Source organism: Streptomyces sp. F001, assembly GCF_004187715.1.
GTDB lineage: Bacteria > Actinomycetota > Actinomycetes > Streptomycetales > Streptomycetaceae > Streptomyces > Streptomyces flavusporus.
Genome location: NZ_QZWF01000001.1, coordinates 1,379,869 through 1,404,268 on the forward strand (window position 1 = coordinate 1,379,869; position 24,400 = coordinate 1,404,268).

At 70.6% G+C, this 24,400-nt stretch carries 17 protein-coding genes and 2 pseudogenes; 4 read left to right on the forward strand and 15 right to left on the reverse strand.

The window, feature by feature from the left end; all coding sequences use genetic code 11:
- Position 1 precedes the first annotated feature (1 nt).
- The 3 genes from StrepF001_RS06395 to StrepF001_RS06405 form a co-directional block, all read right to left on the reverse strand.
- On the reverse strand, positions 2–1,327 hold the full coding sequence (locus tag StrepF001_RS06395; RefSeq protein ID WP_129797274.1) for an ABC transporter substrate-binding protein: 1,326 nt from the start codon (positions 1,325–1,327) through the stop codon (positions 2–4).
- Positions 1,328–1,366: 39 nt separating this feature from the next.
- The gene (locus tag StrepF001_RS06400) at positions 1,367–3,004 is read right to left on the reverse strand and encodes a glycoside hydrolase family 13 protein (protein ID WP_129797275.1); all 1,638 of its coding nucleotides are present in this window, start codon (positions 3,002–3,004) and stop codon (positions 1,367–1,369) included.
- A gap of 179 nt (positions 3,005–3,183) precedes the next feature.
- Positions 3,184–4,455: an ABC transporter substrate-binding protein gene (locus StrepF001_RS06405; RefSeq protein ID WP_129797276.1), complete on the reverse strand. Its 1,272-nt coding sequence runs from the start codon at positions 4,453–4,455 to the stop codon at positions 3,184–3,186.
- Between the two features lie 120 nt (positions 4,456–4,575).
- Here StrepF001_RS06405 and StrepF001_RS06410 point away from each other — a divergent pair, with 120 nt between their 5' ends.
- From StrepF001_RS06410 to StrepF001_RS06420, 3 genes and pseudogenes are all read left to right on the forward strand, one after another.
- Entirely contained in the window at positions 4,576–5,091 is a 516-nt protein-coding gene (locus StrepF001_RS06410; protein WP_129797277.1) for a PadR family transcriptional regulator, read from the forward strand.
- Complete coding sequence (locus StrepF001_RS06415; RefSeq protein ID WP_129797278.1) at positions 5,088–5,840, forward strand: ABC transporter ATP-binding protein; 753 nt, start codon at positions 5,088–5,090, stop codon at positions 5,838–5,840. The genes StrepF001_RS06410 and StrepF001_RS06415 overlap by 4 nt, the downstream gene beginning before the upstream one ends.
- Before the next feature lie 51 nt (positions 5,841–5,891).
- A pseudogene (locus tag StrepF001_RS06420) lies at positions 5,892–8,164 on the forward strand (FtsX-like permease family protein).
- An 18-nt stretch (positions 8,165–8,182) separates the two neighbouring features.
- On the opposite strand, the gene StrepF001_RS47300 reads toward StrepF001_RS06420, so the two are convergent.
- From StrepF001_RS47300 to uvrC, 12 genes and pseudogenes are all read right to left on the reverse strand, one after another.
- Positions 8,183–8,449, reverse strand: a complete 267-nt coding sequence (locus tag StrepF001_RS47300; protein WP_240797313.1) for a DUF2087 domain-containing protein — start codon at positions 8,447–8,449, stop codon at positions 8,183–8,185.
- Between the two features lie 322 nt (positions 8,450–8,771).
- On the reverse strand, positions 8,772–10,457 hold the full coding sequence (gene pgi, locus StrepF001_RS06430; protein WP_129797280.1) for a glucose-6-phosphate isomerase: 1,686 nt from the start codon (positions 10,455–10,457) through the stop codon (positions 8,772–8,774).
- Positions 10,458–10,611: 154 nt separating this feature from the next.
- Positions 10,612–10,947: an RNA polymerase-binding protein RbpA gene (locus StrepF001_RS06435; protein ID WP_129797281.1), complete on the reverse strand. Its 336-nt coding sequence runs from the start codon at positions 10,945–10,947 to the stop codon at positions 10,612–10,614.
- A gap of 199 nt (positions 10,948–11,146) precedes the next feature.
- A complete protein-coding gene (secG, locus tag StrepF001_RS06440) occupies positions 11,147–11,377 on the reverse strand; it encodes a preprotein translocase subunit SecG (RefSeq protein WP_129797528.1) in 231 nt (76 codons plus the stop codon).
- Positions 11,378–11,478: 101 nt separating this feature from the next.
- On the reverse strand, positions 11,479–12,234 hold the full coding sequence (gene tpiA, locus StrepF001_RS06445) for a triose-phosphate isomerase (protein ID WP_240797314.1): 756 nt from the start codon (positions 12,232–12,234) through the stop codon (positions 11,479–11,481).
- A gap of 39 nt (positions 12,235–12,273) precedes the next feature.
- Positions 12,274–13,485 carry a phosphoglycerate kinase gene (locus StrepF001_RS06450; RefSeq protein WP_129797283.1) on the reverse strand — a complete coding sequence of 404 codons (1,212 nt, stop codon included), beginning with the start codon at positions 13,483–13,485 and terminating at the stop codon, positions 12,274–12,276.
- A 108-nt stretch (positions 13,486–13,593) separates the two neighbouring features.
- The gene (gap, locus tag StrepF001_RS06455) at positions 13,594–14,601 is read right to left on the reverse strand and encodes a type I glyceraldehyde-3-phosphate dehydrogenase (RefSeq protein ID WP_129797284.1); all 1,008 of its coding nucleotides are present in this window, start codon (positions 14,599–14,601) and stop codon (positions 13,594–13,596) included.
- Between the two features lie 238 nt (positions 14,602–14,839).
- Positions 14,840–17,794 carry a M14 family metallopeptidase gene (locus StrepF001_RS06460; protein ID WP_129797285.1) on the reverse strand — a complete coding sequence of 985 codons (2,955 nt, stop codon included), beginning with the start codon at positions 17,792–17,794 and terminating at the stop codon, positions 14,840–14,842.
- Between the two features lie 151 nt (positions 17,795–17,945).
- Positions 17,946–18,935 (reverse strand): DNA-binding protein WhiA, encoded by a 990-nt coding sequence (whiA, locus tag StrepF001_RS06465; protein ID WP_129797286.1) that lies wholly within the window; start codon positions 18,933–18,935, stop codon positions 17,946–17,948.
- Complete coding sequence (gene yvcK / locus StrepF001_RS06470; RefSeq protein ID WP_129797287.1) at positions 18,926–19,993, reverse strand: uridine diphosphate-N-acetylglucosamine-binding protein YvcK; 1,068 nt, start codon at positions 19,991–19,993, stop codon at positions 18,926–18,928. The genes whiA and yvcK overlap by 10 nt, the downstream gene beginning before the upstream one ends.
- Positions 19,990–21,008: pseudogene (gene rapZ / locus StrepF001_RS06475) on the reverse strand (RNase adapter RapZ). Before rapZ ends, yvcK begins: the two are co-directional and overlap by 4 nt.
- Positions 21,005–23,098, reverse strand: a complete 2,094-nt coding sequence (gene uvrC / locus StrepF001_RS06480) for an excinuclease ABC subunit UvrC (protein WP_129797288.1) — start codon at positions 23,096–23,098, stop codon at positions 21,005–21,007. The pseudogene rapZ and the gene uvrC overlap by 4 nt, the downstream one beginning before the upstream one ends.
- Before the next feature lie 291 nt (positions 23,099–23,389).
- Between uvrC and StrepF001_RS06485 the strand changes: the two genes are divergently transcribed.
- Complete coding sequence (locus StrepF001_RS06485; RefSeq protein ID WP_129797289.1) at positions 23,390–24,367, forward strand: hypothetical protein; 978 nt, start codon at positions 23,390–23,392, stop codon at positions 24,365–24,367.
- Positions 24,368–24,400: the final 33 nt, after the last annotated feature.

A 24,400-nucleotide genomic window follows, 5' to 3' on the forward strand; every position in this document is an offset into this window, starting at 1 on the left:
GTCAGTTCCCGTACGCCTTGGCCGCCGCGTCCTCCAGCTCGGCGGCGGTGCCCTTCGGGTCCGAGGGGTCGCGCAGGAAGTCCTGCAGGATCTTCCACTCGCCCGCGCCCTTGGTGCCGCCGAAGGCCGCCGGCGCCTGGTCGGACATGTCGAAGCGGACCGAGTCGCCCGCGCCGACCAGGGACTCGGCGGTGGCCCGGGTGACGTCGTCGCCGTAGGAGGCGAGGTCGAGCTTCTTGTTCGGGGAGAGGAAGCCGCCCGCCTCGGCCCACACCGCCGCGGCCTCGGGGGTCGCGAGGTACTCCAGGAGCTCCATGCCGGCCTCGGCGTTCTTGCCGTCCTTCAGGACGACGGCCGCGTCGCCGCCGCTGACGACCGGCGCGGTGTTGCCGTCGACCGCCGGGAACGGGAAGAAGTTCGCGTCCTCGCCGATGCTCTTGCCGAACTGGTCCTTGGCGACCCCGGCGACGAAGTCGCCCTCGTAGACCATGCCCGCCTCGGGCTTCGGCCCGAACACCTTCTCCACCGAGCCCGGGAAGTCGGTGTTGAGGGCTCCCTTCTGCCCGCCCGCCACCAGCTGCTTGTCCTTGAACAGCTTGCCGAGCGTGGTGAGCGCCTCGACCACGGTCGGGTCGGTCCACTTCAGCTCGTGCGCGGCGAGGGCGTCGTACTTCTCGGGTCCGGCCTGGGAGAGGTAGATGTTCTCGAACCAGTCGGTGAGCGTCCAGCCGTCCTGCCCGGCGACCGCGAAGGCGGCGAGCCCGGAGTCGGAGACGGTCTGCCCGGCCTCCAGCATCTCCTCGTACGTCTTCGGCGGCTCGACCCCGGCCTGGGCGAGGGCGTCGGGGCTGTACCAGACGGTCGACTTGTGGGCCGCCTTGAAGTACAGGCCGTACAGCGTGCCGTCGACGCTGCCGTACGTCTTCCAGACATCGGCGTAGTTGGCGTCGACGGACTGCTGTGCGGTCTTGGACAGCGGCTTGAGCCAGTCCTCCTTCGCGAACTGCTGGAGCACGCCGACCTGCGGGACCATCACGACGTCGGGGGCGTTGCCGCCCTCGATCTTGCTGCCGACGACGGTGGAGACGTTGTCCCCGGTGGAGACGAACTGGGTCTTGGCTCCGGTCTTCTCGCTGAAGGCGTCGAGCACCTTCTGGAAGTTCTCCTGCTCGCTGCCGGACCAGACGCCGGCCACGGTGACCGTCTGGCCGCTGAGCGCCTTGTCGCCGCCGCCGGCCGTGACCGGGCCGCCGCCGCAGGCGGTCGCGCCGAGCGCCAGGACGAGGGCGGTGCAGCTCGTGAGCAGGGTGGTACGTCGTCGCATCATCGTTGATGTCCCTTCGAATCATGGGGAGTTGACGGAAGATCAGAGGTCGTTGATCCACCAGGCGGCCGTCGAGCCGGGCAGCACCCCGGCCGGACAGGGGCCGCTGGACAGCAGCGGGGTGCCGGAGACCGGCGCGGGCGTGGGGGCGGTGCCGAAGTTGACGGCACAGACCAGGTCGTCGCCGCGGACGAAGGCCAGGACACCGGGCGGGGTGTCCAGCCAGCGCAGCGAGCCCTCGCCCAACTGAGGCAGTGAAGCGCGCAGTTGGAGGCCGTCGCGATACAGGTGCCAGAAGGAGCGGGTGTCGGCGAGGGCGCGGTCCGTGGCGTGCTCGGCGAACCACTCCGGCTGCGGCAGCCACGGTTTGGCGCCCTCGACCCCGGAGGTGAAGCCGAACGGCGAGGCCTGTCCCGACCACGGCAGCGGCACCCGGCAGCCGTCGCGGATCCGGGCCCGGCTGCCGGTGCGGCGGAAGATCGGGTCGGTGAGCACGTCGTCGGGCAGATCGACGACCTCGGGCAGGCCCAGCTCCTCGCCCTGGTAGATGTACGCGGCTCCGGGCAGCGCCAGCATGAGCAGCGCGGCGGCCCGGGCGCGGGCTGCACCGAGACCACTGCCTTCGGTGGCGGGTTCGCCGTAGCGGGTGACGGTGCGGACCTGGTCGTGGTTGTTGAGGACCCAGGTGACCGTCGAGCCCGTGCCGGCTATGTCCTGCATGGCCTCGGAGATGACCTTGCGGAAGGCGTCGGTGTCCCAGGGGGCGCTGAGCAGGTCGAAGAAGAAGGCCTGGTGGAGCTCGTCGTGGCGGACGTACTGGGCGTGCTCGCGGGCGGTGGGCACGGACACCTCGCCGACCAGGAGCCGCTCGTGGCCGTCGCGGGCGGTGTACTCCTCGCATATGGAACGCCACTGACGCCATACGTCGTGCACTTCGGGCTGGTTCCAGGCCAGCGGGTTGACCGAGTCGCGGGTGCGGGCGTCGGCCTCGGGGTCCGGGGAGTCGGGCAGCTCCGGGTGCTTGAAGAGCCCGGCGGCGACGTCGATACGGAAGCCGTCGACACCCCGGTCCAGCCAGAAGCGCAGGATCCTCTCGAACTCGGCGGGGACCTCGGGGTCGCGCCAGTTCCAGTCCGGCTGCTCGGGCGTGAACATGTGCAGGTACCACTGGCCGGGCCGCCCGTCCGCCTCCGTCACCCGGCTCCAGGCCGGTCCGCCGAACATGGCGTGCCAGTTGTTGGGCGGCTCCGAGCCGTCGGGGCCATGGCCGTCGGCGAAGTGGAAGCGGGCGCGGGCCGCGCTGCCCGGCCCGGCGGCGAGCGCCTCGCGGAACAAGGGGTGCTCGCTGGAGCAGTGGTTGGGCACGATATCCAGCAGCACCTTGATGCCGAGCCGCCGGGCGGCCGTCACCAGCAGGTCGAACTCGGCGAGGTCGCCGAAGGTCGGGTCGACGTCGCAGTAGTCGGCCACGTCGTAGCCGTGGTCGTGCTGCGGCGAGGGATAGAAGGGGCTCAGCCAGATCCCGTCGACGCCGAGCTTCTTCAGGTACGGCAGCCCGGCCCGGACGCCGGCGAGATCGCCGATGCCGTCGCCGGTGCTGTCCAGGAAGCTGCGGACGTACACCTGGTAGATCACTGCGTCGCGCCACCAGTGGCGGGCTTCTGTGCGCTGGAGACTCACCCCGTTGACCTGTCTGTGCGAGCTGACGGTTATGCATGCATGTTAAGTAGGCATGTCGCGAGGGTGTCAACGAACAGACGGAAAGCTACTGGGAGGTTGGGCGATGAAATACTGACTTATCCGGGCATTGAGAGCACAGATGAGACGTCGGCGTTACCTAACATGTAACTCGCGAAGGGCTAGCGGCGAGAGATGGCGGCCAGCTCCCGCGCCAGCCGCCGCACCGCCGCCTCGGGCGTCTGCCGCCCGGTCATCGCGTCGTGCACGACCGCCTGCACCGCCAGGCTGACCTGGTCGTAGTGCGGGCTCTTGGGCCGTGGCGCGGCCGTGAGCACGCTCTCACGCAGGGTCGGCAGGTACGGGAACTCCCCGATGAGCTCGGGATCCTCGTAGAGGTCGGCCCGTACGGGCGGCAGTGCGCCGCGCGTGAGGACCTGGCGCTGGACGCGCTCGCCGGTGAGGTACGCGATCAGGCGCGCGGCGGTGTCGGGGTGCCGGGCGTGTGCGGTGACGGCCAGGTTGGAGCCGCCGAGGACACTCGTCCCCGGCCCGTCCGGCCCCGGCAGCGGTACGGCGCCGATCTTCCCGGCGACCTTCGAGCCCTCGGTGGAGGCACCGACGTACGCGTACGGCCAGTTGCGCAGGAAGAGCAGCCGGCCGTCCTGGAAGGCCTGCTTGGACTCCTCCTCCTTGTACGTCAGCGCCGCTTTCGGTATCCAGCCCTCGCGCACCCCCCGCGCGAGGAACCCGATGCCCTCGCGGGCCGCCGCCGAGTCCACGGTGACGCGCGCGCCCTCGTCGCCGAGGATCGTGCCGCCCGCCGAGTAGACGGCCTCGGCCGCGTTGACGGTGAGGCCCTCGTACGGCAGGAACTGGCCGGCGTAGCCGTCGAGTCCGTACTTCGGGGCGATGGTCCGCGCGGCCCGCTCCAACTCGGCCCAGGTACGCGGCGGTGGGACGCCCTCCTTCGCGAGGACGTCCTTGCGGTAGAGCAGCAGCCCGGCGTTGGTGACGTACGGGACCGCGTAGAGCTGTCCGTCGTAGGTCGCCGTGTCGACGACCGGCGGCAGGAAGGTCCCCAGCCCGAAGCGGTCGCGCGGAAGGGGCCGTATCCAGCCCGCCCCGGCGAACTCCGACGTCCAGTTGACGTCGATGTTGAGGACGTCGAACCGGCTGCGGTCGCCGCCGCGCAGGTCCGTGACCATCTGCGCATGGGTCTCGTCGGCCGAGTCGGGCAGCTCGACGAGGGTCACCTTCTCGTCGGGGTGGGTGCGGTTCCAGCCCTGGAGGAGGGGGCCGAGATAGTTGGTGAGATCTCCGGCGGTGGCGAGCGTGAGCGGGCCGCGGCCGCCTCCGGTGTCCTCCTGCGCCTGGGCGCCGGAGGCGACGTAACCGGTCAGGACCACGAGCAGAACGAGAAGGCCCCTACCGGCGGCGCGCATCCACCGCATAGGTTCCTCCCTGTACACCGGCCACGGGCACCTTCGCCCGGGTCAGAGGCCATGTATACCTGTTAGGTATGGGCGATACTAGGGCCTGGAGCACATTGCCGAGACAGGAGGACTGCACGCGTGCGCCTGCCCCTCCTGGCCCTTCTCGCCCGTGGCCCGGCCCACGGCTATGAGCTCAAGCAGGACCTTGAGCAACTGCTGGGCTCCGCGTACCCTCAGCCGAACGTCGGCCAGATCTACGTCACCCTCGGCCGCCTCGAGAAGCAGGGACTGATCGAGGGCGAGGACGTCGAGCAGTCCAGCCGGCCCAACAAGAAGGTCTACCACCTCACCGAAGCCGGGCGTGAGGCGCTGCGCGCCTGGTTCGAGGAGCCCGAGGACGAGCCGCGGGTGCGGGACGAGTTCTTCATGAAGCTGGCGCTCGCTCCGCAGACCGGTATCGCCGACCAGATCGCCCTCATCAACAAGCAACGGCGCCAGTATCTGAACACCATGCGTCAACTGTCGAAGCTGGCCGCCGCCGAGGACCGGGACAACCGCATCGCCCACCTGCTGATCGAGGGCGCGATGCTGCATCTGCAGGCCGACCTCGACTGGCTGGAGCGGTGCCAGGAAGAGCTGGAGGAGCTTCAGTGAGCAACGGTTCCGCTCCCGTGCTGCGCGCCGAGGGCCTGGTCAGGACGCACTACGGCGAGGGCGCGCCCGCCCATGCCGTGCGCGGGGTCGACCTGAGCGTGCGGCGGGGCGAGTTCGTGGCGATCACCGGCCCGTCCGGTGCCGGGAAGTCGACGCTGCTGCATCTGCTCGGCGGGCTCCAGCGGCCGGATGCGGGAAGCATCTGGCTGGACGGTGAGTGCACCGACGCGTACAGCGAGGCGCGCTGGGCGGTGGAGCGCCGGAAGCGGATCGGGATCGTCTTCCAGTTCTTCAACCTGGTGTCGAACCTGTCCGTCGCCGACAACGTCGAGCTGCCCGCTCTCCTCGCCGGGGTGCCGCCGAAGCGGGCGCGCGCCGAGCGGGAGCAGTTGCTGGCCGAACTGGGGCTCGCGGGCAAGGAGCGCAGCATGCCGGGCGAGCTGTCCGGCGGCGAGCAGCAGCGGGTCGCGCTCGCCCGGGCCCTGGTCAACCATCCGCCCCTGCTGCTCGCCGACGAACCCGCGGGCAGCCTGGACAGCAAGGGCACCCGTGAGGTGATGCGGCTGCTGTCCCGCTTCCACCAGCGCGGCCAGACGATCCTGCTCGTCACGCATGACGCGCGGCTGGCGAGCGCCGCGGACCGGGTGATCAGCTTCTTCGACGGGCGGATCGCAGACGACGCGGAACTGGACGGCGGTCCGCCCCCGCGCCGCTCCGGGATATCGGGTGTGCTGGAGCTCAGGGACTGACATGCGGGCGTACGACCATTGCGCTGCCGTCGGGCCGAGGGGCTGAGGCCCGTGCGAGCCACCCTGCGCTGGGCACACTCCGATCTGCGCACGCATCGCGGCGAGGCGCTGTTCCTCGTTCTCGCCACGGCGGGCATCGTCGTGTCGCTGCTGCTGGCCACCGCCCTCTTCGGATACGCCACCAACCCCTGGCAGCGGGTCTTCACGCAGGCCCGCGGCGCCCACGTCTGGCTGCACACCCAGACACCCGGAAGCTCGCCGCGCTGGACGGCGTCCAGTCCGTCGCCGGTCCCTGGCCCTCCGCCTCCGCCACCGTAGCCTCCCGGGGCACCCGGGCCTCCGTGGAACTGCGCGGCACCGGGAAGCTGCCCTCCGTCGGCCGCCCGCTGCTCACCTCCGGCCACTGGCTGGACCCCGCCACCCCCGACGGCGTGGTCCTGGAGAGCGGTCTCGCCCGCGCCCTGCTGGCCCAGCCCGGCGACCCGCTCACCCTGCCCGGCACCGCACGGAAGCTGACCGTCGTGGGCGTCGCCGACAGCGCCGAGCCCCGTTACCGGCCGGGTGAACAGCCCGGCCTGGTCTGGGCGCTGCCGTCCGCGGTGCCCGACCCCGGCGGACAGGTCATCGGCGTACGCCTGACGGACCCGGACGACACGGACTACGCCGTCCAGCGCGCCGTGACCCTGCTGGGCGCCGGGGCGATCGGCGAGGTCTCCACCTGGCAGCAGGCGCGCGCCGAGGCGCAGGGCGACAACCGGCTGCTCGGCCAGGTGCTGGGCCTGTTCGGTCTGGGCGCGCTGATCGCCGCCGGACTCGCCGTGCACGGGGCGATCGGCACCCGCATCCGCGGCCATCTGCGGGACATCTCCGTACTGAAGGCGATCGGCTTCACGCCCGGCCAGGTCGTCCGGGTCTTTCTGCTCCAGCATCTGGCGTACGCCCTGCTGGGCGCCGTGACCGCCGCCGCGCTCACCGAGGCGCTGGGCAGGCGGATCCCGGGGCGGTTCGGAGACGCGGTCGGCGTGTGGCAGGGGCTGCCCGGGCACACGGCCGCCCTCATCGCGGTACCGGTGGGCGCGGTGCTGTTCATCGGCGCGACCACCGGGCTCGCCGCATGGCGGGCGGGACGAGTGCCGCCGGTGCCCGTGCCCCGGCCCACGGCATCCCTCGGCGGCCGGCTGTCGGGCGTGGGGCGGCGCGCACTGGGCGTACGGGTGCCGCCCGCGTTGGTCCTCGGCTGGCACAAGGCGTTCACCCGCCGGCCCCGGCCACTGGGCACGGTCGCCCGGCTCGCGCTGCCGCTGCTGCTGATCGTGGTGGCGATGAGCGCATGGACCACCCTCGACCGCTTCCACAGCAGCCCCGAGCGGATCGGCCTGCCCGCCGCGCTGACCGTCCGGGCCGACGCGGGCCTGAACGGCCGGGACGCCCGCGCCCTGCTGGAACGCGACGCGCAGGTCGCCGCCGCCTACCCGGGCGTCGAGGTGGCCGCCCTGGTACCGGGCCAGACGGCGACCATCGCCCTGCGCGGCCTCGGCACCCGAACGGAGCCCTACCCGTACACGCTGGCCGAGGGCCGCCCCGCGCGCGGGCCCGACGAGGCGGTGGCCGGGCAGGGGCTGCTCGACCTGCTGGACGTACGGGTCGGGGACTGGGTGCGGATGACCGTCGGCGACCAGCCGCAGGTCCTGCACATCGTGGGCCGCAGCATCGAGCCGGAGAACGCCGGCCGGGTCGTCTCCACCTCCCTGGACACCCTCCGCGAGAACGACCCCGGCCTCCGCCCGACCCTCCACCAGCTCCGCCTGACCGCCGGCGCCGACCCGCACGAGGTCGCCGACCGACTCGCCACGGCCGGACGCGGCCACCTCGACGTGCACACCGTGACGAATCCGGCCGACGGGCTGTCCCCGCTGCGCGGAGTCGTCCTCGGGCTGATCGCCGTGCTCGCCCTGATCGGGCTCATCGAGCTGCTGACCGCGATCGGCGGCACGGTCCGCGAGGGCGAGCGGGACCTGCTGGCCCTGAAGGCGATCGGCCTGTCCCCACGCCAGATCACCGCGATCACGGTCACGGCCACCGGCTGTACGGCACTGGCGGCCCTGCTCGCCGCCCTGGCCCTGGGACTGCCGCTGGCGCACTGGCTGATCGACGCCCAGGGCAGATCCAGTGGCCTCGGCGCCGGCATCGCCCAGGGCCCCTCCCCCGCCCTGCTGCTGCTCCTCGGGGCGTCCGCCGTACTCGGCGCGACCGCTCTCGCCGCGCTCCCGGCCGCCCGAGCGGCCCGGCGCCGCCTCGCGGACACGCTCAGCGCGGTGGCCTGAGCGCGACTCCCGGTGTCGTCACCCGGAGACCGCGGTGACGCGCCGGTAGCTGCTGCCGTCGCGCTCGCGCACGAGCAGACCGTTCTCCACGCAGTAGCGGCGCAGCGCGGACGTGTCGTCATGGACGGTGCGGAACGCCTCGTTGACCTCGCGCTCGGTATAGCTGCGCTCGGCCGCGAAGAGGGTTTCCGTCAGATGCTCGAGCAGTTCACGGCGTACGACCGGACGGACCGGGATCGACGTCAGCCGCCCGTGGGCGAAGAACCCGGTCAGCCGCCGGGGCACGCCGGCCGCCGCCGGTTCGGCGGGGCGGGCGCGGCGGAAGACCGACGCGTCGGCCGTCAGGGAGCCGTCGGGACGGCGTTCCACGAGCCCGGCCGAGAACAGGCGCCCCAGGTGTTTGCGCACGGCGGGAGCGTCCTCCTCGCGTGGCGGCAGGTCCTGCAGCACGATGCGGGCGTACAGCTTCAGCCGTTCCGGGTCGGCGAGCGCGGCCAGGAGCTGGTCCATGGGGTTCCTTCCGGCAGGTGACGGAGCCGGAGCAGTGTCACCCGCCGGCCGGTGGCCGCGCATCCGAATAACGTCCGCGCGGCCACCCGGCGCCGACTCAACGTCCGCGCAGCTCCCGGTACTTGGCGACCAGCGTCTTGGTGGACGCGTCCAGGCCGGGCACCTCGGCGCCCTCGGTGAGCGCGGGCTCGACGCGCTTGGCGAGGACCTTGCCGAGCTCGACGCCCCACTGGTCGAAGGAGTCGATGTTCCAGACCGCGCCCTGGACGAACACCTTGTGCTCGTACAGCGCGACCAGCTGGCCGAGCACCGACGGCGTGAGCTCACGCGCGAGGATCGTGGTCGTCGGGTGGTCGCCCTTGAACGTCTTGTGCGCCACCAGCTCCTCCGGCACACCCTCGGCGCGCACTTCGTCCGGCGTCTTGCCGAAGGCCAGTGCCTGCGTCTGGGCGAAGAAGTTGGCCATCAGCAGGTCGTGCTGGGCCTTCAGCTCGTCGCTGAGCTCGGCGACCGGCTCGGCGAACCCGATGAAGTCCGCCGGGATCAGCTTCGTGCCCTGGTGGATGAGCTGGTAGTAGGCGTGCTGCCCGTTGGTGCCGGGCGTGCCCCAGACGACGGGGCCGGTCTGCCAGTCCACCTCACGTCCGTCCCGGCCGACGTACTTGCCGTTGGACTCCATGTCGAGCTGCTGGAGGTAGGCGGTGAACCTGGACAGGTAGTGGCTGTAGGGCAGTACGGCATGCGACTGGGCGCCCAGGAAGTTGCCGTACCAGATGCCCAGCAGGCCCAGCAGCAGCGGCACGTTGGACTCGGCGGGGGCGGTGCGGAAGTGCTCGTCGACCAGGTGGAAGCCGTCGAGCATCTCCCGGAAGCGGTCCGGCCCGATGGCGATCATCAGCGACAGGCCGATCGCCGAGTCGTAGGAGTAGCGGCCGCCGACCCAGTCCCAGAACTCGAACATGTTGGCCGTGTCGATGCCGAACTCCGCGACCTTCTCGGCGTTCGTCGACAGCGCCACGAAGTGCTTGGCGACGGCGGCCTCTCCCCCACTCTCGGCTTCGCTCGAGCGGGAGGTGCCCCCATCGAGGGCGGCCAGCAGCCACTTCCGCGCGGACGTGGCGTTGGTGACCGTCTCGATGGTGGTGAAGGTCTTGGAGGCGATGATGAACAGCGTCTCGGCCGGGTCCAGGTCGCGCACCGCCTCGTGCAGGTCGGCGCCGTCGACGTTGGAGACGAAGCGGACCGTCAGATCGCGGTCGGTGAAGGCGCGCAGCACCTCGTACGCCATCGCCGGGCCCAGGTCGGAGCCGCCGATGCCGACGTTGACGACGTTGCGGATCCGCCGGCCGGTGTGCCCGGTCCACTCCCCCGAACGGACCCGCTCGGCGAAGTCGGCCATCTTGTCGAGAACGGCGTGCACGGCCGGCACGACGTTCTCCCCGTCGACCTCGATGACAGCCTCGCGCGGCGCCCGCAGCGCGGTGTGCAGGACGGCGCGGTTCTCGGTCGTGTTGATCTTCTCGCCGCGGAACATGGCGTCCCGCAGGCCGAAGACGTCCCGCGCGGCGGCCAGCTCGCGCAGCAGCCGCAGGGTCTCGTCGGTGACGAGGTGCTTGGAGTAGTCGACGTACAGGTCCCCGACCTGCAGCGTGTAGCCGGAGCCACGCCCGGGGTCCGCCGCGAACAGATCCCGCAGATGGGTGTCCGCGAACTCCTCATGGTGCTTGGCCAGAGCGGTCCACTCGGGCGTCTGATTGAGCCTGGTACGGCCGTCTGCGTTCATGGTCCCAACCTAATTGATCAGCGGGAGACGTGAGCTGTCGTCGCGTCGTCGTGCCGTGCAACAACAGATACGTTCACCTTGACCACAGGTGTCAGCACCACAGGTGTCAGCCGTCGTGCCGGGCACGGCTCGGTGCCCGGCCGGAGCTCAATTCCTAGATCTCGCCCCGCAGTTTGGCGAGCGCTTCGGCGAGGATCGCCTCGCCGTCCGCGTCGCTGCGCCGCTCCCGTACGTACGCCAGGTGCGTCTTGTACGGCTCGGTGCGCGGCGGGGCCGGTGGGTTGTCCCGGTCCTGTCCGGCCGGGAACCCGCAGCGCGGGCAGTCCCAGGTGTCGGGAACCTGTGCGTCGCTGGCGAAGCTCGGCTGTGTTTCGTGCCCGTTGGAGCACCAGAAGGAGACGCGCAGACGGGGCGCGGACTCGCCGCGCTCGGCCTCGCCCATCGGCCCCGCCCCGACCCGGCTTCCTCGGATCGCGTTGCCACTTGCCACGGTCGTAACTCCCTGCGTGATGGTGCCGCGAAGCGAGTCGGCGTTTCGCTTCGCTGCGAGCGCCTCAGTCTACGTAAGGCCCAACGCGCGTCCAGTGATTGGAGTTACCGACCCCATATCAAGACGCAAGCCCCATGATAGGCCGCGCTCAGGTGCGCGTACCCCACATGGGGCGTTACGTACGGAATGTGTGTGCCGGTCAGTTGCTGACCTTCATCAGGATGCCCAGCACGACAATGCACGCGAACCACAGCAGACCGACCACCACGGTGATGCGGTCCAGGTTGCGCTCGGCGACCGAGGAGCCGCCGACGGACGACTGCATGCCGCCACCGAACATGTCGGAGAGGCCGCCGCCCTTCCCCTTGTGCATCAGCACCAGCAGCATCAGCAGCAGGCTGAAGACGATCAGGGCGATCGTGAACCCCATAACCACGGCTGGACCAACTTCCTCGGATCTGGATCGACGACGGGGTCCAGCATGCACTGCTGGACCCCGCAAGGGTACGACGTATCGCCGCTACCGCATACTCACTGGTCGCGGAAGCGGACGATCTTGACGAACTCGTCCGCGTCCAGCGAGGCGCCGCCGACCAGCGCGCCGTCGATGTCGGCCTTGGCCATGATCTCGGCGACGTTGCCGGACTTCACGGAGCCGCCGTACTGGATGCGGATCTTGCCGGCGACGTCCTGGGAGTACAGTTCGGCGATCTTGCCGCGGATCGCCGCGCAGACCTCCTGGGCGTCGTCGGCGCCGCAGACCTTGCCGGTGCCGATGGCCCAGACGGGCTCGTAGGCGATCACGATGGACTCGGCCTGCTCGGCCGCCACGCCCTTCAGACCGCCCTCGACCTGGGCGAGCGTGTGCGTGACGTGGTTGCCCGCGTCACGGACCTCCAGCTCCTCGCCGACGCACATGATCGGGGTCAGGCCGTGCTTGAAGGCGGCCTTGACCTTGGCGTTCACCAGCTCGTCGGTCTCGCCGTGGTACTGCCGGCGTTCGGAGTGGCCGACCGCCACGTAGGTGCACTTCAGCTTGGCCAGCATCGCGCCGGAGATCTCGCCGGTGTACGCGCCGGAGTCGTGCGCCGAGAGGTCCTGGGCGCCGTACTTGATCTTCAGCTTGTCGCCGTCGACCAGGGTCTGCACGGAGCGCAGGTCGGTGAAGGGCGGCAGGACGGCGACCTCGACGGCCTCGTAGTCCTTGTCGGCCAGGGCGAAGGCGAGCTTCTGGACGTGGGCGATGGCCTCGAGGTGGTTGAGGTTCATCTTCCAGTTGCCCGCCATCAGGGGCTTGCGGCCCTGCTCAGGAGCAGTCATTGAGGGTCAGTCCTCCAGTGCGGCGAGGCCGGGGAGCGTCTTGCCCTCGAGGTATTCGAGGGAGGCGCCGCCACCGGTCGAGATGTGGCCGAATGCGTTCTCGTCGAAGCCCAGGGTGCGCACGGCCGCGGCGGAGTCGCCGCCGCCGACCACGGTGAAGCCCTTGGAGTCGACGAGGGCCTGGGCGACCGCCTTGGTGCCCTCGGCGTAGTCGGGGTGCTCGAAGACGCCCATGGGGCCGTTCCAGAAGACGGTGGCGGCGTCGGCGAGCTTCGAGGCGTACAGCTTGCGGGTCTGCGGACCGATGTCCAGACCCTCCTGGTCCGCCGGGATGGCGTCCGCGGCGACGGTGGTGGGGTTCGCGGGGGCTTTGGTCTTCAGGTCCGGGAACTCGGGGGCGACCAGGACGTCGACCGGCAGGACCAGTTCGACGCCGGTCTTCTCGGCGCGCTCGATGTACTCGGTGACGGCCGGGATCTGGTCCTCCTGGAGGAGGGAGATGCCGACCTCGTAGCCCTTGGCCTTGAGGAAGGTGTAGGCCATGCCGCCGCCGATGAGGAGACGGTCGGCCTTGCCGAGCAGCTGGTCGATCACGGCGAGCTTGTCGGAGACCTTGGCGCCGCCGAGGGCGACGACGTACGGCCGCTTCACATCCTCGGTGAGCTTCTTCAGCACGCCGACCTCGGTCGCGATGAGGTGGCCGGCGTAGTGCGGCAGCCGGGCCGGGAGGTCGTAGACGGAGGCGTGCTTGCGGTGCACCGCACCGAAACCGTCACCGACGTACACGTCGGCGAGGGCGGCGAGCCGGTCGGCGAAGGCGGCGCGCTCGGCGTCGTCCTTGGACGTCTCGCCGGCGTTGAAGCGCAGGTTCTCGATGACCGCCACCTGACCGTTCGCCAGTCCGGCGACGGTGGCCTGCGCGGACTCGCCGACCGTGTCGGTGGCGAACTGCGCCTCGGTACCGAGGAGTTCACCGAGGCGCTCGGCGGCGGGCAGCAGCGAGAAGGCGGGGTCCGGGGCACCCTTGGGGCGGCCAAGGTGCGAGGCGACGACCACCTTGGCACCGGCGTCCGCGAGGGCCTTGACGGTGGGCAGTACGGCGCGGATGCGGCCGTCGTCGGTGATGACACCGTCGGCCAGCGGCACGTTCAGGTCGGCACGGACGAAGACCCGCTTGCCGTCCACACCTTCCGAGAGAAGTTCGTCGATCGTCTTCATGAGGGGACTCCTGAGAGGGCTGGTCGATCAGTACGTGCGGCAGGGCTCGGACAACGCGGTGTGCGCTGACCGAGCCCTGCTCTCACATCGAGGTGCCTGCTCCGGTGATCAGAGCTGGTTGCCGACGAAGACCGTGAGGTCGACGAGGCGGTTGGAGTAGCCCCACTCGTTGTCGTACCAGCCGATGACCTTCACGTTCTTGCCCTCCTGGACCATGGTCAGGGAGGAGTCGAAGGTGCAGGACGCCGGGGCGTTGACGATGTCCGAGGAGACGATCGGGTCCTCGGTGTACTCGAGAAGGCCCTTCAGCTCGCCCTCGGCGGCCTTCTGGAAGGCGGCGTTGACCTCTTCCTTGGTGACCTCGCGGCCGAGCTCCACGACCAGGTCGGTGACGGAGCCGGTCGGGACCGGGACGCGCATGGCGATGCCGTCCAGCTTGCCCTTGAGCTGCGGCAGGACCAGGGCGGTGGCCTTGGCGGCACCGGTGGTGGTCGGGATGATGTTCTCGGCGGCGGCACGGGCGCGGCGCAGGTCCTTGTGCGGGAAGTCCAGGATGCGCTGGTCGTTCGTGTACGCGTGGACGGTCGTCATCAGACCCTTGACGATGCCGAAGTTCTCGTCGAGGACCTTGGCCATCGGCGCCACACAGTTGGTGGTGCAGGAGGCGTTGGAGATGACGTGGTGGTTCGCCGGGTCGTACTTGTCGTGGTTGACGCCCATCACGATGGTGATGTCCTCGTCCTTGGCCGGGGCCGAGATGAGGACCTTCTTCGCACCGCCCGCGATGTGCTTCGCGGCGTCTTCCTTCTTGGTGAAGATGCCGGTCGACTCGATGACGATGTCGACGCCCAGCTCGCCCCACGGGATGTCGGCGGGGTTGCGCTCGGACAGCACCTTGATGGTGTGGCCGTCGACGGTGATCGTGTCGGCGGTGTGCGACACCTCGGCCTTGAGGCGGCCCAGGATGGTGTCGTACTTCAGCAGGTGAGCGGTGGTCGCGGTGTCACCCAGGTCGTTGACAGCCACGATCTCGATGTCTGCACCCTGCTCCAGCAGCGCGCGGAAGTAGTTACGACCGATGCGGCCAAAGCCGTTGATGCCTACGCGGATCGTCACGAACCGATCTCCTCGTTGGTACGCCGGTGTCTTGACGCCGGCGAGCTGTATGGGATGTCCCCGACCGCATCCGACCCTACCTCCCCGAGGCCCCCGGGGTGACATCGAGATGGCCCATACACGGCACTGCGGTCCGTACCCACCAGTAGGGGTACGGACCGCCCGGGCCGCGAGAGCCGATCACCCTGAATGACTACGCGGAGTCGGCGGTCGTTGACCGTCGTCGACCTTGGGAAACTCAGTCGTCGAGTGCTGCGAGTGCCTCCCCGATCAGGGCTCTGCGGTCGGCCGCCGCGGTGACGTGCTCCAGGCCGAAGCCCAGCAGCACGGTGTCGTCCGTGGTGACCGCTCCGTATGTCTTGAACAGTTCGCCGGACAGCCCCCAGTCCTTGACCACCGCGGGGCTGCCCGAGGGCGGTCCCGGGGTGCTCCAGGCGCCGAGCGATGTCTCGAAGCCCTCCGTCTGGCCCGCCGTACCGCCGATCACGACGGAGGCGTTGTCGGCGAGGACGCCGTGGCCGCCGGAGCCGGGGTCGGTGATGTAGGAGAGGGAGACCTCGACCGTCTTCCCGGCGTAGGCGGAGAGGTCGAACTCGACCTGCTGCCAGCCGTCCGAGGCGCCGGTGAAGCTGTTCCAGGAACCGCTCGTCCCGGTGGGCGTGCAGCCGCCCTCGCCCGGCGTCAGATACCGCTTGAGCGCCGGGTGGGCCTGGACGAAGTAGCCGGCCTCGCACTCGGTGGGCACGGCGGTGCCGGTGGCGCCGCCCTTCTCCGGGAGGGTGGTCCAGTCGTCCGCCCCGGCGGTGTGCGCCTCCAGGACGGCGTGGTCGTAACCCTGCTCGGTGTCCCACAGGAGCCGGGTGCGCAGCGTCGGGGCGTCGGCCGCGCTGACGGAGGTGAGGTCGATGGTCCGGGTCAGACGGTTCCAGGCGTAGTCGGAGTGCGTGACGGCCGCCATGGAGGCGCCTTCGTACGGGCCGTACGGGTTGACCGTCCCCGGGTACTGGCCCGCGCCCGCGCTCTCGAACTGCGGGAACGTCTCCACGGGCAGGGTGTCCGAGGTGACGCCGAAGGATCCGGCCGCGTTCAGCGGGTTGCCGGGCGCGTCGCCGAGGGTTCCCGTGACGCCCGCCAGTCTGCCGGAGCCGGTGAATGCCGTGGCGTTCGGCAGGGACGTGCGGCTGTAGGCGCCCAGGTAGTACTGGCTGAAGTCGTTCGACAGGGCGCCCGAGCCGAGGTCGACCGAGCCGCCGGCCGTCTCGCCCGCCTCGATCAGCCTGCCGCCCTCGTTGAGGTGGGCACGCAGTTCGAGCTGAGTGGCGACGCCGGGCCGGACCGCGCCGGTGTGGTGGACGACGGTGTCGAAGTGCTTCAGGACGCCCAGTGCGTCCGGGGCGCCCTGGGTGGCGACGTCCCAGACGAGTGCCTTCCTGCCGTTGGCCTTCAGGGCGTCCACGTACGTCTGTGCCTGGGTCGCGGGCGCCCCCTCCTCGGCGACGACGAGCGTGTCCGCGCGCGGGCGTTCGGCCACTGTGTACGTGAAGTGCTCGCTCTCGGTGCGCTTCCCGCTCTTCGTCTCGCCGATGAACCAGACCTCGACCCTGTCCCCGGGATCGCCGCCCGCGACTCTGGCCCGGTACTCGTCGAAGTGGAGGTTGTCGTCACCGCCGAACGTCTCGCCGCCCTTCCACGGCCTCAGCGCCACGTCCTGCGTACGGCCGCCGTTGATGCGGTACCTGAGCTCCTTGTCCCGCACGGACTTCCGTACGACGACGGAGACCTCCTGGTCGGCGCCGCGCGCGTACGACGTCGTGAAGGCCGCCGGTGTGAAGTCGGGGGCGTCGATGCCGACCGACGACTTCGGCCGGTCCGGCCGGGCAGCGGACTCGGCGACCGAGAGCGCGAACGGGATGTTCTTCTCGAACTCCTGCTGGATCAGCTTCTCGTCGTCCGGGAAGGTGAAGATCGACGCGCAGTCCGCGGGCTTCCAGGCGTCGTCCGGGTCGACGTTCGAGGCCGTCTGACAGGTCGACATCTCCGGTGTGAACATCGCGGTGCCGTTGATGTTGGCCGCGTGACCGTCCGCCTCGCCGTTGGTGGTGTAGAGCTCGGAGGAGAGCTGCGGGTGGTAGCCCGGGATCGCGGAGTTCTCCGGCGTACCCGCGAGGGCCTTGTAGAGCACGTCGTCCGGGGTCGGCGTGGCCACCTGCCAGCCGACCCCGTAAAGAAGGAGTTCGGCGGCGGAGTGGTAGTTGATGCCGTACTCGAAGCCGATACGCCGCTCGAAGGCGTCGAGCGCCTTGGTCTCGGGTTCGGAGTTCGGGCCGGGGCCTCGGTAGGTCTGGCTGGTGGGGTACGGGGACGAACCCTCGTCGTCATAGCCCCACTTGTAGGCGAAGTTGCGGTTGAGGTCGACACCGTCGCCGATCGTCCAGGCACCGTCGCCGTTGTTGTCGCGCATGTTCTTGCGCCACTGGCGGTCGCCTTCGGGGGCGTGGGTCCAGTCGTAGCCGTCGGGGTTGGCGACGAGGACGAACCACAGCTCGGTCGTGTCGACGATCTTCTTGATCCGCTTGTCCGTGGCGTAGTTGTCCAGGTAGTGGTGCATCAGCCGCCGGGTCATCTCCGGGGTGATCCACTCGCGCGCGTGCTGGGAGGACATGTACAGGGCGGAGGGCTTGGCTCCGTCCTTGGTCCGCTTCGCGTTCCTGGTGAGCTTGAGAGCGAGGATGTCCTGGCCCTGGACCGTCTTGCCGATGGAGACGACCTTGGTGAGGGACGGATGCTTCTGGCCGGTGCGGAGGATCTCCTCCTTGAGGCCGCCCGCTCCGCTGTACGGCCGGTAGACGCCGTCCCCGGCGGCGGCCACACGCGCGCGTGCCTGCGCCGAGAGCGTGTGCTCCTTGAGGTCGACGCCCTGCTTTTCGAGTTTCTCGGCCTGCTTGTCGGTGAGGTAGACCTCGACGGTGGCGGTGCCCTTGTCGGGAGCCTGCTCGCCGAGTTCGTGACCGTCCTGACCGGTTGCGAGCAGCAGGGGGATCTGCTGCTTGGTGACTTCGGCGCGGTAGACCTTGACCTCTTCCGCGTCGGGACCCGATGAACTGGTGCCCTGTGCCTGGGCGAAGGGTGCGATGCTCGCTCCACCGATCAGGAGCGCGCCGACAGCGAGGATCGATCTCGCTCTGTGTCTCATGAAGCCCCCTGGTACTGGATCGCCCCAGTGGCGAATAGGTGCCAGGCTCATGACAGTTCACGATCGAGTCAAGAGCGCCTCCGACACGCACACACGCCGGTGCCGACCACCCAAGTGGGCGTCGGCACCGGCGTGCTGATCGCTCGTCAGGTCATCCCGCGAGGTTGTCCGCCAGCTCCTCGGTGAGGTTGGCCTCCGTGCCCGGGATACCGAGGTCGGCGGCCCGCTTGTCGGCCATGGCCAGCAGGCGGCGGATACGGCCCGCGACGGCGTCCTTGGTCAGTGGCGGGTCGGCGAGGGCGCCCAGCTCCTCCAGGGAGGCCTGCTTGTGCTCCATGCGGAGCCGGCCGGCGGCGGCGAGGTGCTCGGGGACGTCGTCGGCGAGGATCTCCAGGGCGCGTTGGACACGGGCGCCGGCGGCGACGGCCGCGCGGGCGGAGCGGCGCAGATTGGCGTCGTCGAAGTTGGCGAGGCGGTTCGCCGTGGCGCGCACCTCGCGGCGCATCCGGCGCTCCTCCCAGGCGAGCACCGACTCGTGGGCGCCGAGGCGGGTGAGGAGGGCGCCGATGGCGTCGCCGTCCCGGACGACGACCCGGTCCACGCCGCGCACCTCGCGGGCCTTCGCGGCGATGGACAGCCGGCGGGCGGCGCCGACCAGCGCGAGCGCGGCCTCGGGGCCGGGGCAGGTCACCTCCAGGGAGGAGGAGCGGCCGGGCTCGGTGAGCGAACCGTGCGCCAGGAAGGCGCCCCGCCAGGCCGCCTCGGCGTCACAGGTGGCCCCCGAGACCACCTGCGGGGGCAGACCGCGGATCGGGCGGCCCCGGCCGTCCACGAGGCCGGTCTGCCGGGCCAGCTGGTCGCCGCCCGCGACGACGCGCACGACGTAGCGCGAACCGCGCCGCAGCCCGCCCGGCGCCATCACGATCAGCTCCGAGCTGTGCCCGAAGATCTCCAGGACGTCCCGCTTGAGGCGGCGGGCCGCCATCGCGGTGTCCAGCTCCGCCTCGATCACGATGCGCCCGCTGACCAGGTGGAGGCCGCCGGCGAACCGCAGAATGGCGGAGACCTCCGCCTTCCTGCAGCAGGTCCGGGTGACGGGGAGCCGGGAAATCTCGTCCTTCACCGCTGCCGTCATCGCCATGGGCCGATCCTTCCATGCATCCGAAAAATACGGTCGTACGCGGCAGCCAGCAGCTCCGGATCGTGCCGCGGAGTGCCGTCCCTCCGGGCCACCGGCGCCAGCTCGACCGCGGCCCCGAAACGCCGGGCGGCGTCGGTCAGCGAGTCGCGGTCGGGCACGGCGGCCTCGTCGGCCAGCACCACGTCCAGGGCGAGTTTAGGGGCGTGTCGCCCCAAAACCTCCAAATGACGCTGCGGGGAGAAGCCCTCGGTTTCTCCGGGCTGCGGGGCGAGGTTCAGCGAGAGTACCCGGCGTGCCTTCGTCTCCAGGAGGGCGTCCAGCAGTTCGGGCACGAGCAGGTGCGGGATGACCGAGGAGAACCAGGAGCCGGGGCCGAGCACCACCCAGTCCGCATCCAGGACCGCCTCGACGGCCTCGGGTACGGCGGGCGGGTCGTTCGGCACCAGGTGCACGGACTGCACCTCGCCGGGGGTGAGCGCCACGGTCGCCTGGCCGCGGACCGTCTCGATCTCCTCCGGCCGGTCCGGGTCGTGCCCCTTGACCAGGGCCTGGAGCTCCAGGGGCACGGCGGACATGGGCAGCACGCGCCCCTGCGCGCCCAGCAGCTTGCCGACCAGGTCGAGCGCCTGAACGTGGTCGCCGAGCTGCTCCCACAGGGCGACGATCAGCAGGTTGCCCACCGCGTGTTCGTGCAGTTCGCCCTGGGACTGGAAGCGGTGCTGGATGACCCGGGCCCAGGTCTGGCCCCACTCGTCGTCCCCGCACAGCGCGGCCAGCGCCTTGCGCAGGTCGCCGGGTGGCAGCACGCCCAGCTCGTCGCGCAGCCGGCCGCTGGAGCCGCCGTCGTCGGCCACGGTGACGACGGCGGTGAGGTCGCCGGTGATCCGGCGCAGCGCGGCGAGCGAGGCGGACAGGCCCATGCCGCCGCCGAGGGCGACCACCTTGGGCTGGGCGCCCCGGCGGCGCGCCCGGCCACCCCGGGGCTCGGCGAGCCGGCCGCCGCGCCCTTCCGGGGCGACCCCGCGCAGCCTGCTGAGCCGCGACGTACGTCCGGTCATTCGCGTCCCATGTCCCGGTGCACGATCACCGTCTCCACGCCCTCGGCCGCGAGGCGCGCGGCGAGCTTCTCCGACATGGCGACCGAGCGGTGCTTGCCGCCCGTGCAGCCGACCGCGATGGTCACATACCGCTTGCCCTCGCGCCGGTAGCCGGTCGCGATGAGCTGGAGCAGCTCGGCGTAGCGGTCGAGGAACTCCTTCGCGCCGGGCTGGTTGAAGACGTACGAGGCGACCTCGTCGTTCAGGCCGGTGAACGGGCGCAGCTCGGGCACCCAGTGCGGGTTGGGCAGGAACCGGCAGTCGACAACGAGGTCGGCATCGACGGGGAGGCCGTACTTGTAGCCGAACGACATCACGGTGGCCCGCAGCTCGGGCTCCTCCTCGCCGGCGAACTGGGCGTCCATCTTGGCGCGCAGCTCGTGCACGTTCAGGCTGGAGGTGTCGATCACCAGGTCGGCGTCGCCGCGCAGCTCGCGCAGCAGCTGACGCTCGGCGGCGATGCCGTCGACGATGCGGCCGTCGCCCTGAAGGGGGTGCGGGCGGCGCACGGACTCGAAGCGGCGCACCAGGGCCTCGTCGGAGGACTCCAGGAAGACGATGCGCCGGGTGACGCCTCTGCTGTCGAGGTCCGCGAGGGACTCGCGGAGGTTGTCGAAGAAGCGGCGGCCGCGGACGTCGACGACGACCGCGATCCGCGCCACGTTGCCCTGGGAGCGGGCGCCGAGCTCCACCATGGTGGGGATCAGGGCGGGCGGCGGAGGTTGTCGACGACGAACCAGCCGAGGTCCTCCAGACACTTCGCGGCCGTCGAGCGTCCGGCTCCGGACATGCCGGAGATGATCACCAGCTCGGGGATGGCCGTCTCGGGGACCCCGTTGCCTTCGACGCCCGTACCCACCTGTGCTCCGCTTTCCCGAGGCGCATCCTGCCGGGTGCGGTCCTCGCCGGTTTCCTTGTGCGTTTCCCTGGGTGCCTGATCTCGCTGGGCTGTGGGCTGCTTCTCGTGCTCGGTCATCTCTCCTGCCCCCGTCGCTCGTCCGGGGCGCCCGTGGGCACGGGCTCCCCTGGGGGACCCGCCGTCGTCTCGGGTGCCCCGTCTTCCACGTCATCCATGATCTCTCCAGTTGCCGTGTTCACGGCGGGCGCGGCCGGAGCCGCCTGGGCAAGGGCCACGGCGATGGTCTCGGCCGTTTTACGACCTATGCCTGGAACCTCGCAGATCTGGTCGATTGTCGCGGATCGCAGCTTCTTCACCGACCCGAAGTGCTTGATCAGCGCCTGTTTGCGGGTCTCGCCGAGCCCGGGCACATCGTCCAGGGGGCTCGCACGGAAGCGCTTGGCGCGCTTGGTCCGCTGGTAGGTGATCGCGAACCGGTGGGCCTCGTCGCGGACCCGTTGCAGCAGGTAGAGGCCTTCGCTGGTGCGGGGCAGGACGACCGGGTCATCGTCGTCCGGCAGCCAGACCTCCTCCAGGCGCTTGGCGAGGCCGCACACGGCGATGTCGTCGATGCCGAGCTCGTCCAGGGCCCGCTTGGCCGCCATGACCTGCGGCTTTCCGCCGTCGACGACGACCAGCTGCGGGGGGTAGGCGAAGCGCTTGGGGCGGCCGTCGTCCTCGGTGAAGGCGGTGGGTGTGCCGTTTCCGGCGGCGTCCGCGGTGCCGTTCGTGAGGTCGGGCTCGCCCTCGGCCCACTCACCGGTCTTCTCCTTCTCGGCGAGGTAGCGCCGGAAGCGGCGGGTGATCACCTCGTGCATGGAGCGGACGTCGTCCTGGCCCCGGAAGCCCTTGATCTGGAAGCGCCGGTACTCGCTCTTGCGCTGCAGCCCGTCCTCGAAGACGACCATGGACGCCACCACGTCGTCGCCCTGGAGGTGCGAGATGTCGTAGCACTCGATCCTGAGCGGTGCGCTGTCCAGCTCGAGGGCGTCGGCGATCTCCTCCAGGGCGCGCGAGCGCGTGGTCAGGTCGGAGGCGCGCTTGGTCTTGTGCAGGACGAGCGCCTGCTGGGCGTTGCGCTGCACGGTCTCCATCAGCGCCTTCTTGTCGCCGCGCTGGGGGATGCGCAGCGAGACGATCGATCCCCGGCGCCCGGTCAGCCACTCCTGCACCGGCTCCACCGGGTCGGGCAGGGCGGGGACGAGGACCTCCTTGGGGACGGCGTCGCCGCTCTCCTCCCCGTACAGCTGCTGGAGGGCGTGCTCGACGAGGGCGCCGGTGGTGATCTCCTCGACCTTGTCGGTCACCCAGCCGCGCTGACCGCGGACGCGACCGCCGCGGACGTGGAAGATCTGCACGGCCGCTTCCAGCTCGTCCTCGGCGACCGCGATCAGGTCGGCATCGGTCGCGTCCGCAAGCACGACCGCATTCTTCTCCATGGCCTTCTTCAGGGCCTCGATGTCATCGCGCAGCCGGGCCGCCCGCTCGTACTGAAGCTCCTCGGCCGCCTCGGCCATCTGCTTCTCGAGGCGACGCAGGTAGGTGCCCGTACGGCCGGTCATGAAGTCGCAGAACTCCTCCGCCAGGTCCCGGTGCTCCTCGGCGTCGACCCGGCCGACGCAGGGGGCGGAGCACTTGCCGATGTAGCCGAGCAGGCAGGGGCGGCCGGTGCGGGCGGCGTTCTTGAAGACTCCGGTCGAACAGGTGCGCACCGGGAAGACGCGCAGGAGCAGGTCGACGGTGTCCCGGATGGCCCACGCGTGCGCGTACGGCCCGAAATAGCGCACGCCCTTCTTCTTGTGCCCGCGCATCACCTGCACGCGCGGGAACTCCTCGTTCATCGTCACCGCGAGGTAGGGGTAGCTCTTGTCGTCGCGGTACTTGACGTTGAACCGGGGGTCGAACTCCTTGATCCAGGAGTACTCCAGCTGCAGCGCCTCGACCTCGGTGGACACCACCGTCCACTCCACCGACGCGGCCGTGGTGACCATGCTCCGGGTGCGCGGGTGCAGTCCCGCCAGGTCCTGGAAGTAGTTGGCCAGGCGCTGGCGCAGGCTCTTCGCCTTTCCGACGTAGATCACCCGGCGGTGCTCGTCACGGAACCTGTACACCCCGGGAGAGTCCGGGATCTGTCCCGGCTTGGGGCGGTAGCTGGAGGGGTCGGCCATGTCTCACACCCTACTGGCGAGCAGTGACACTCCGGCGAGCCTGTGGACAACGCCCACAGGTCCTGCGGGGTGGCCGGCGGACGCCCGCCCGAGGACACCGGTCGAAGCTCGGCCAAGAGGACGCCACGGTTGGGCATCAGGTGTTGTCGAGGCATGGTCAACACGCTTCAATGCGGGGGAACTCGGGAGGGCGGCGTACGGATGTGAAGAAGCCCGACGCCGACAGGGGGACCCGACACCCGCGCGAATGGTCTGACCAGCCGTTGTGATCCAGCACAGAAAGGCCCCTGCATGCCGCACGCCACACAGCACGCGGACACCGCCGCCGACGCCGCCGAAGACGTCGCCGCCGCCGCGGAACTGGACACGGTCCTGCAAGGCGGCCCCTTCCACGTCGCGCTGCGCGCCGCGATAGCCGCCCGCGGACTGCCCCTGCAGCGCGTGCAGCACCATCTGTCGCGGTACGGCGTGAAGGTCGGCGTCACCAGCCTGAGTTACTGGCAGCAGGGCGCCCGGCGCCCCCAGCGCCCCGAGTCGCTGCGTGCCGTGCGGGCCCTGGAGGAGATCCTCCAGCTACCCGAGGAGTCACTGATCCGGCTGCTCTCCGACACCGACGAGCGGGTCTCCGCGCGGCGCCGAGGGGCCCGCTCCTACCGTGCCCTCGTCGAGGCCTCGGGCGTCCTGGAACGGCTGCTCGCCGAGCTGGACACACCCCTCGACGGCGGGCTGCACATGCTCGGGCACCACGAGCACGTACGGATCGGGGCGGGTCGCGAGCTCATGGGGTGCGAGTCGCACCACATCGTGCGCGCCCACCGGGAGGGCGTCGACCGCTTCGTGGCCGTTCACCACGGCGACCCCGGATGCGCACCGGAGCGGGTGAGGGTGCACGCGCTGGAGAACTGCCGCACGGGACGCATCCGTTGGCACCACGAGACCGGGGTGCTCGTCGCCGAGCTGCTCTTCGACACCCGGCTGCGGGCCGGCGACACCTACCTCTTCCGCTACGGCGTCGAGGACGGCACCGCCGGCGCCTCGCGCGAGTACGTCCGCGGCTTCGGCCCCGCCGGCGGCCAGTACGCCCTTCAGGTGCGGTTCGCCGAGAACGCCCTGCCCGTGCGTTGCCACCGGTTCACCCAGCAGTCGGCGGCGGCCCCGCGCAGCGGCCGCCAGGAGCTGCCGCTCACGGACCGCCACCATTCGGTGCACCTCGTCGAGCCTCGGGTGCGGTCGGGGATCGTCGGCATCGGCTGGGACTGGGAGTCGTAGTGCTTCGTCAGGTACTGCCGGGGATCCTCCGGC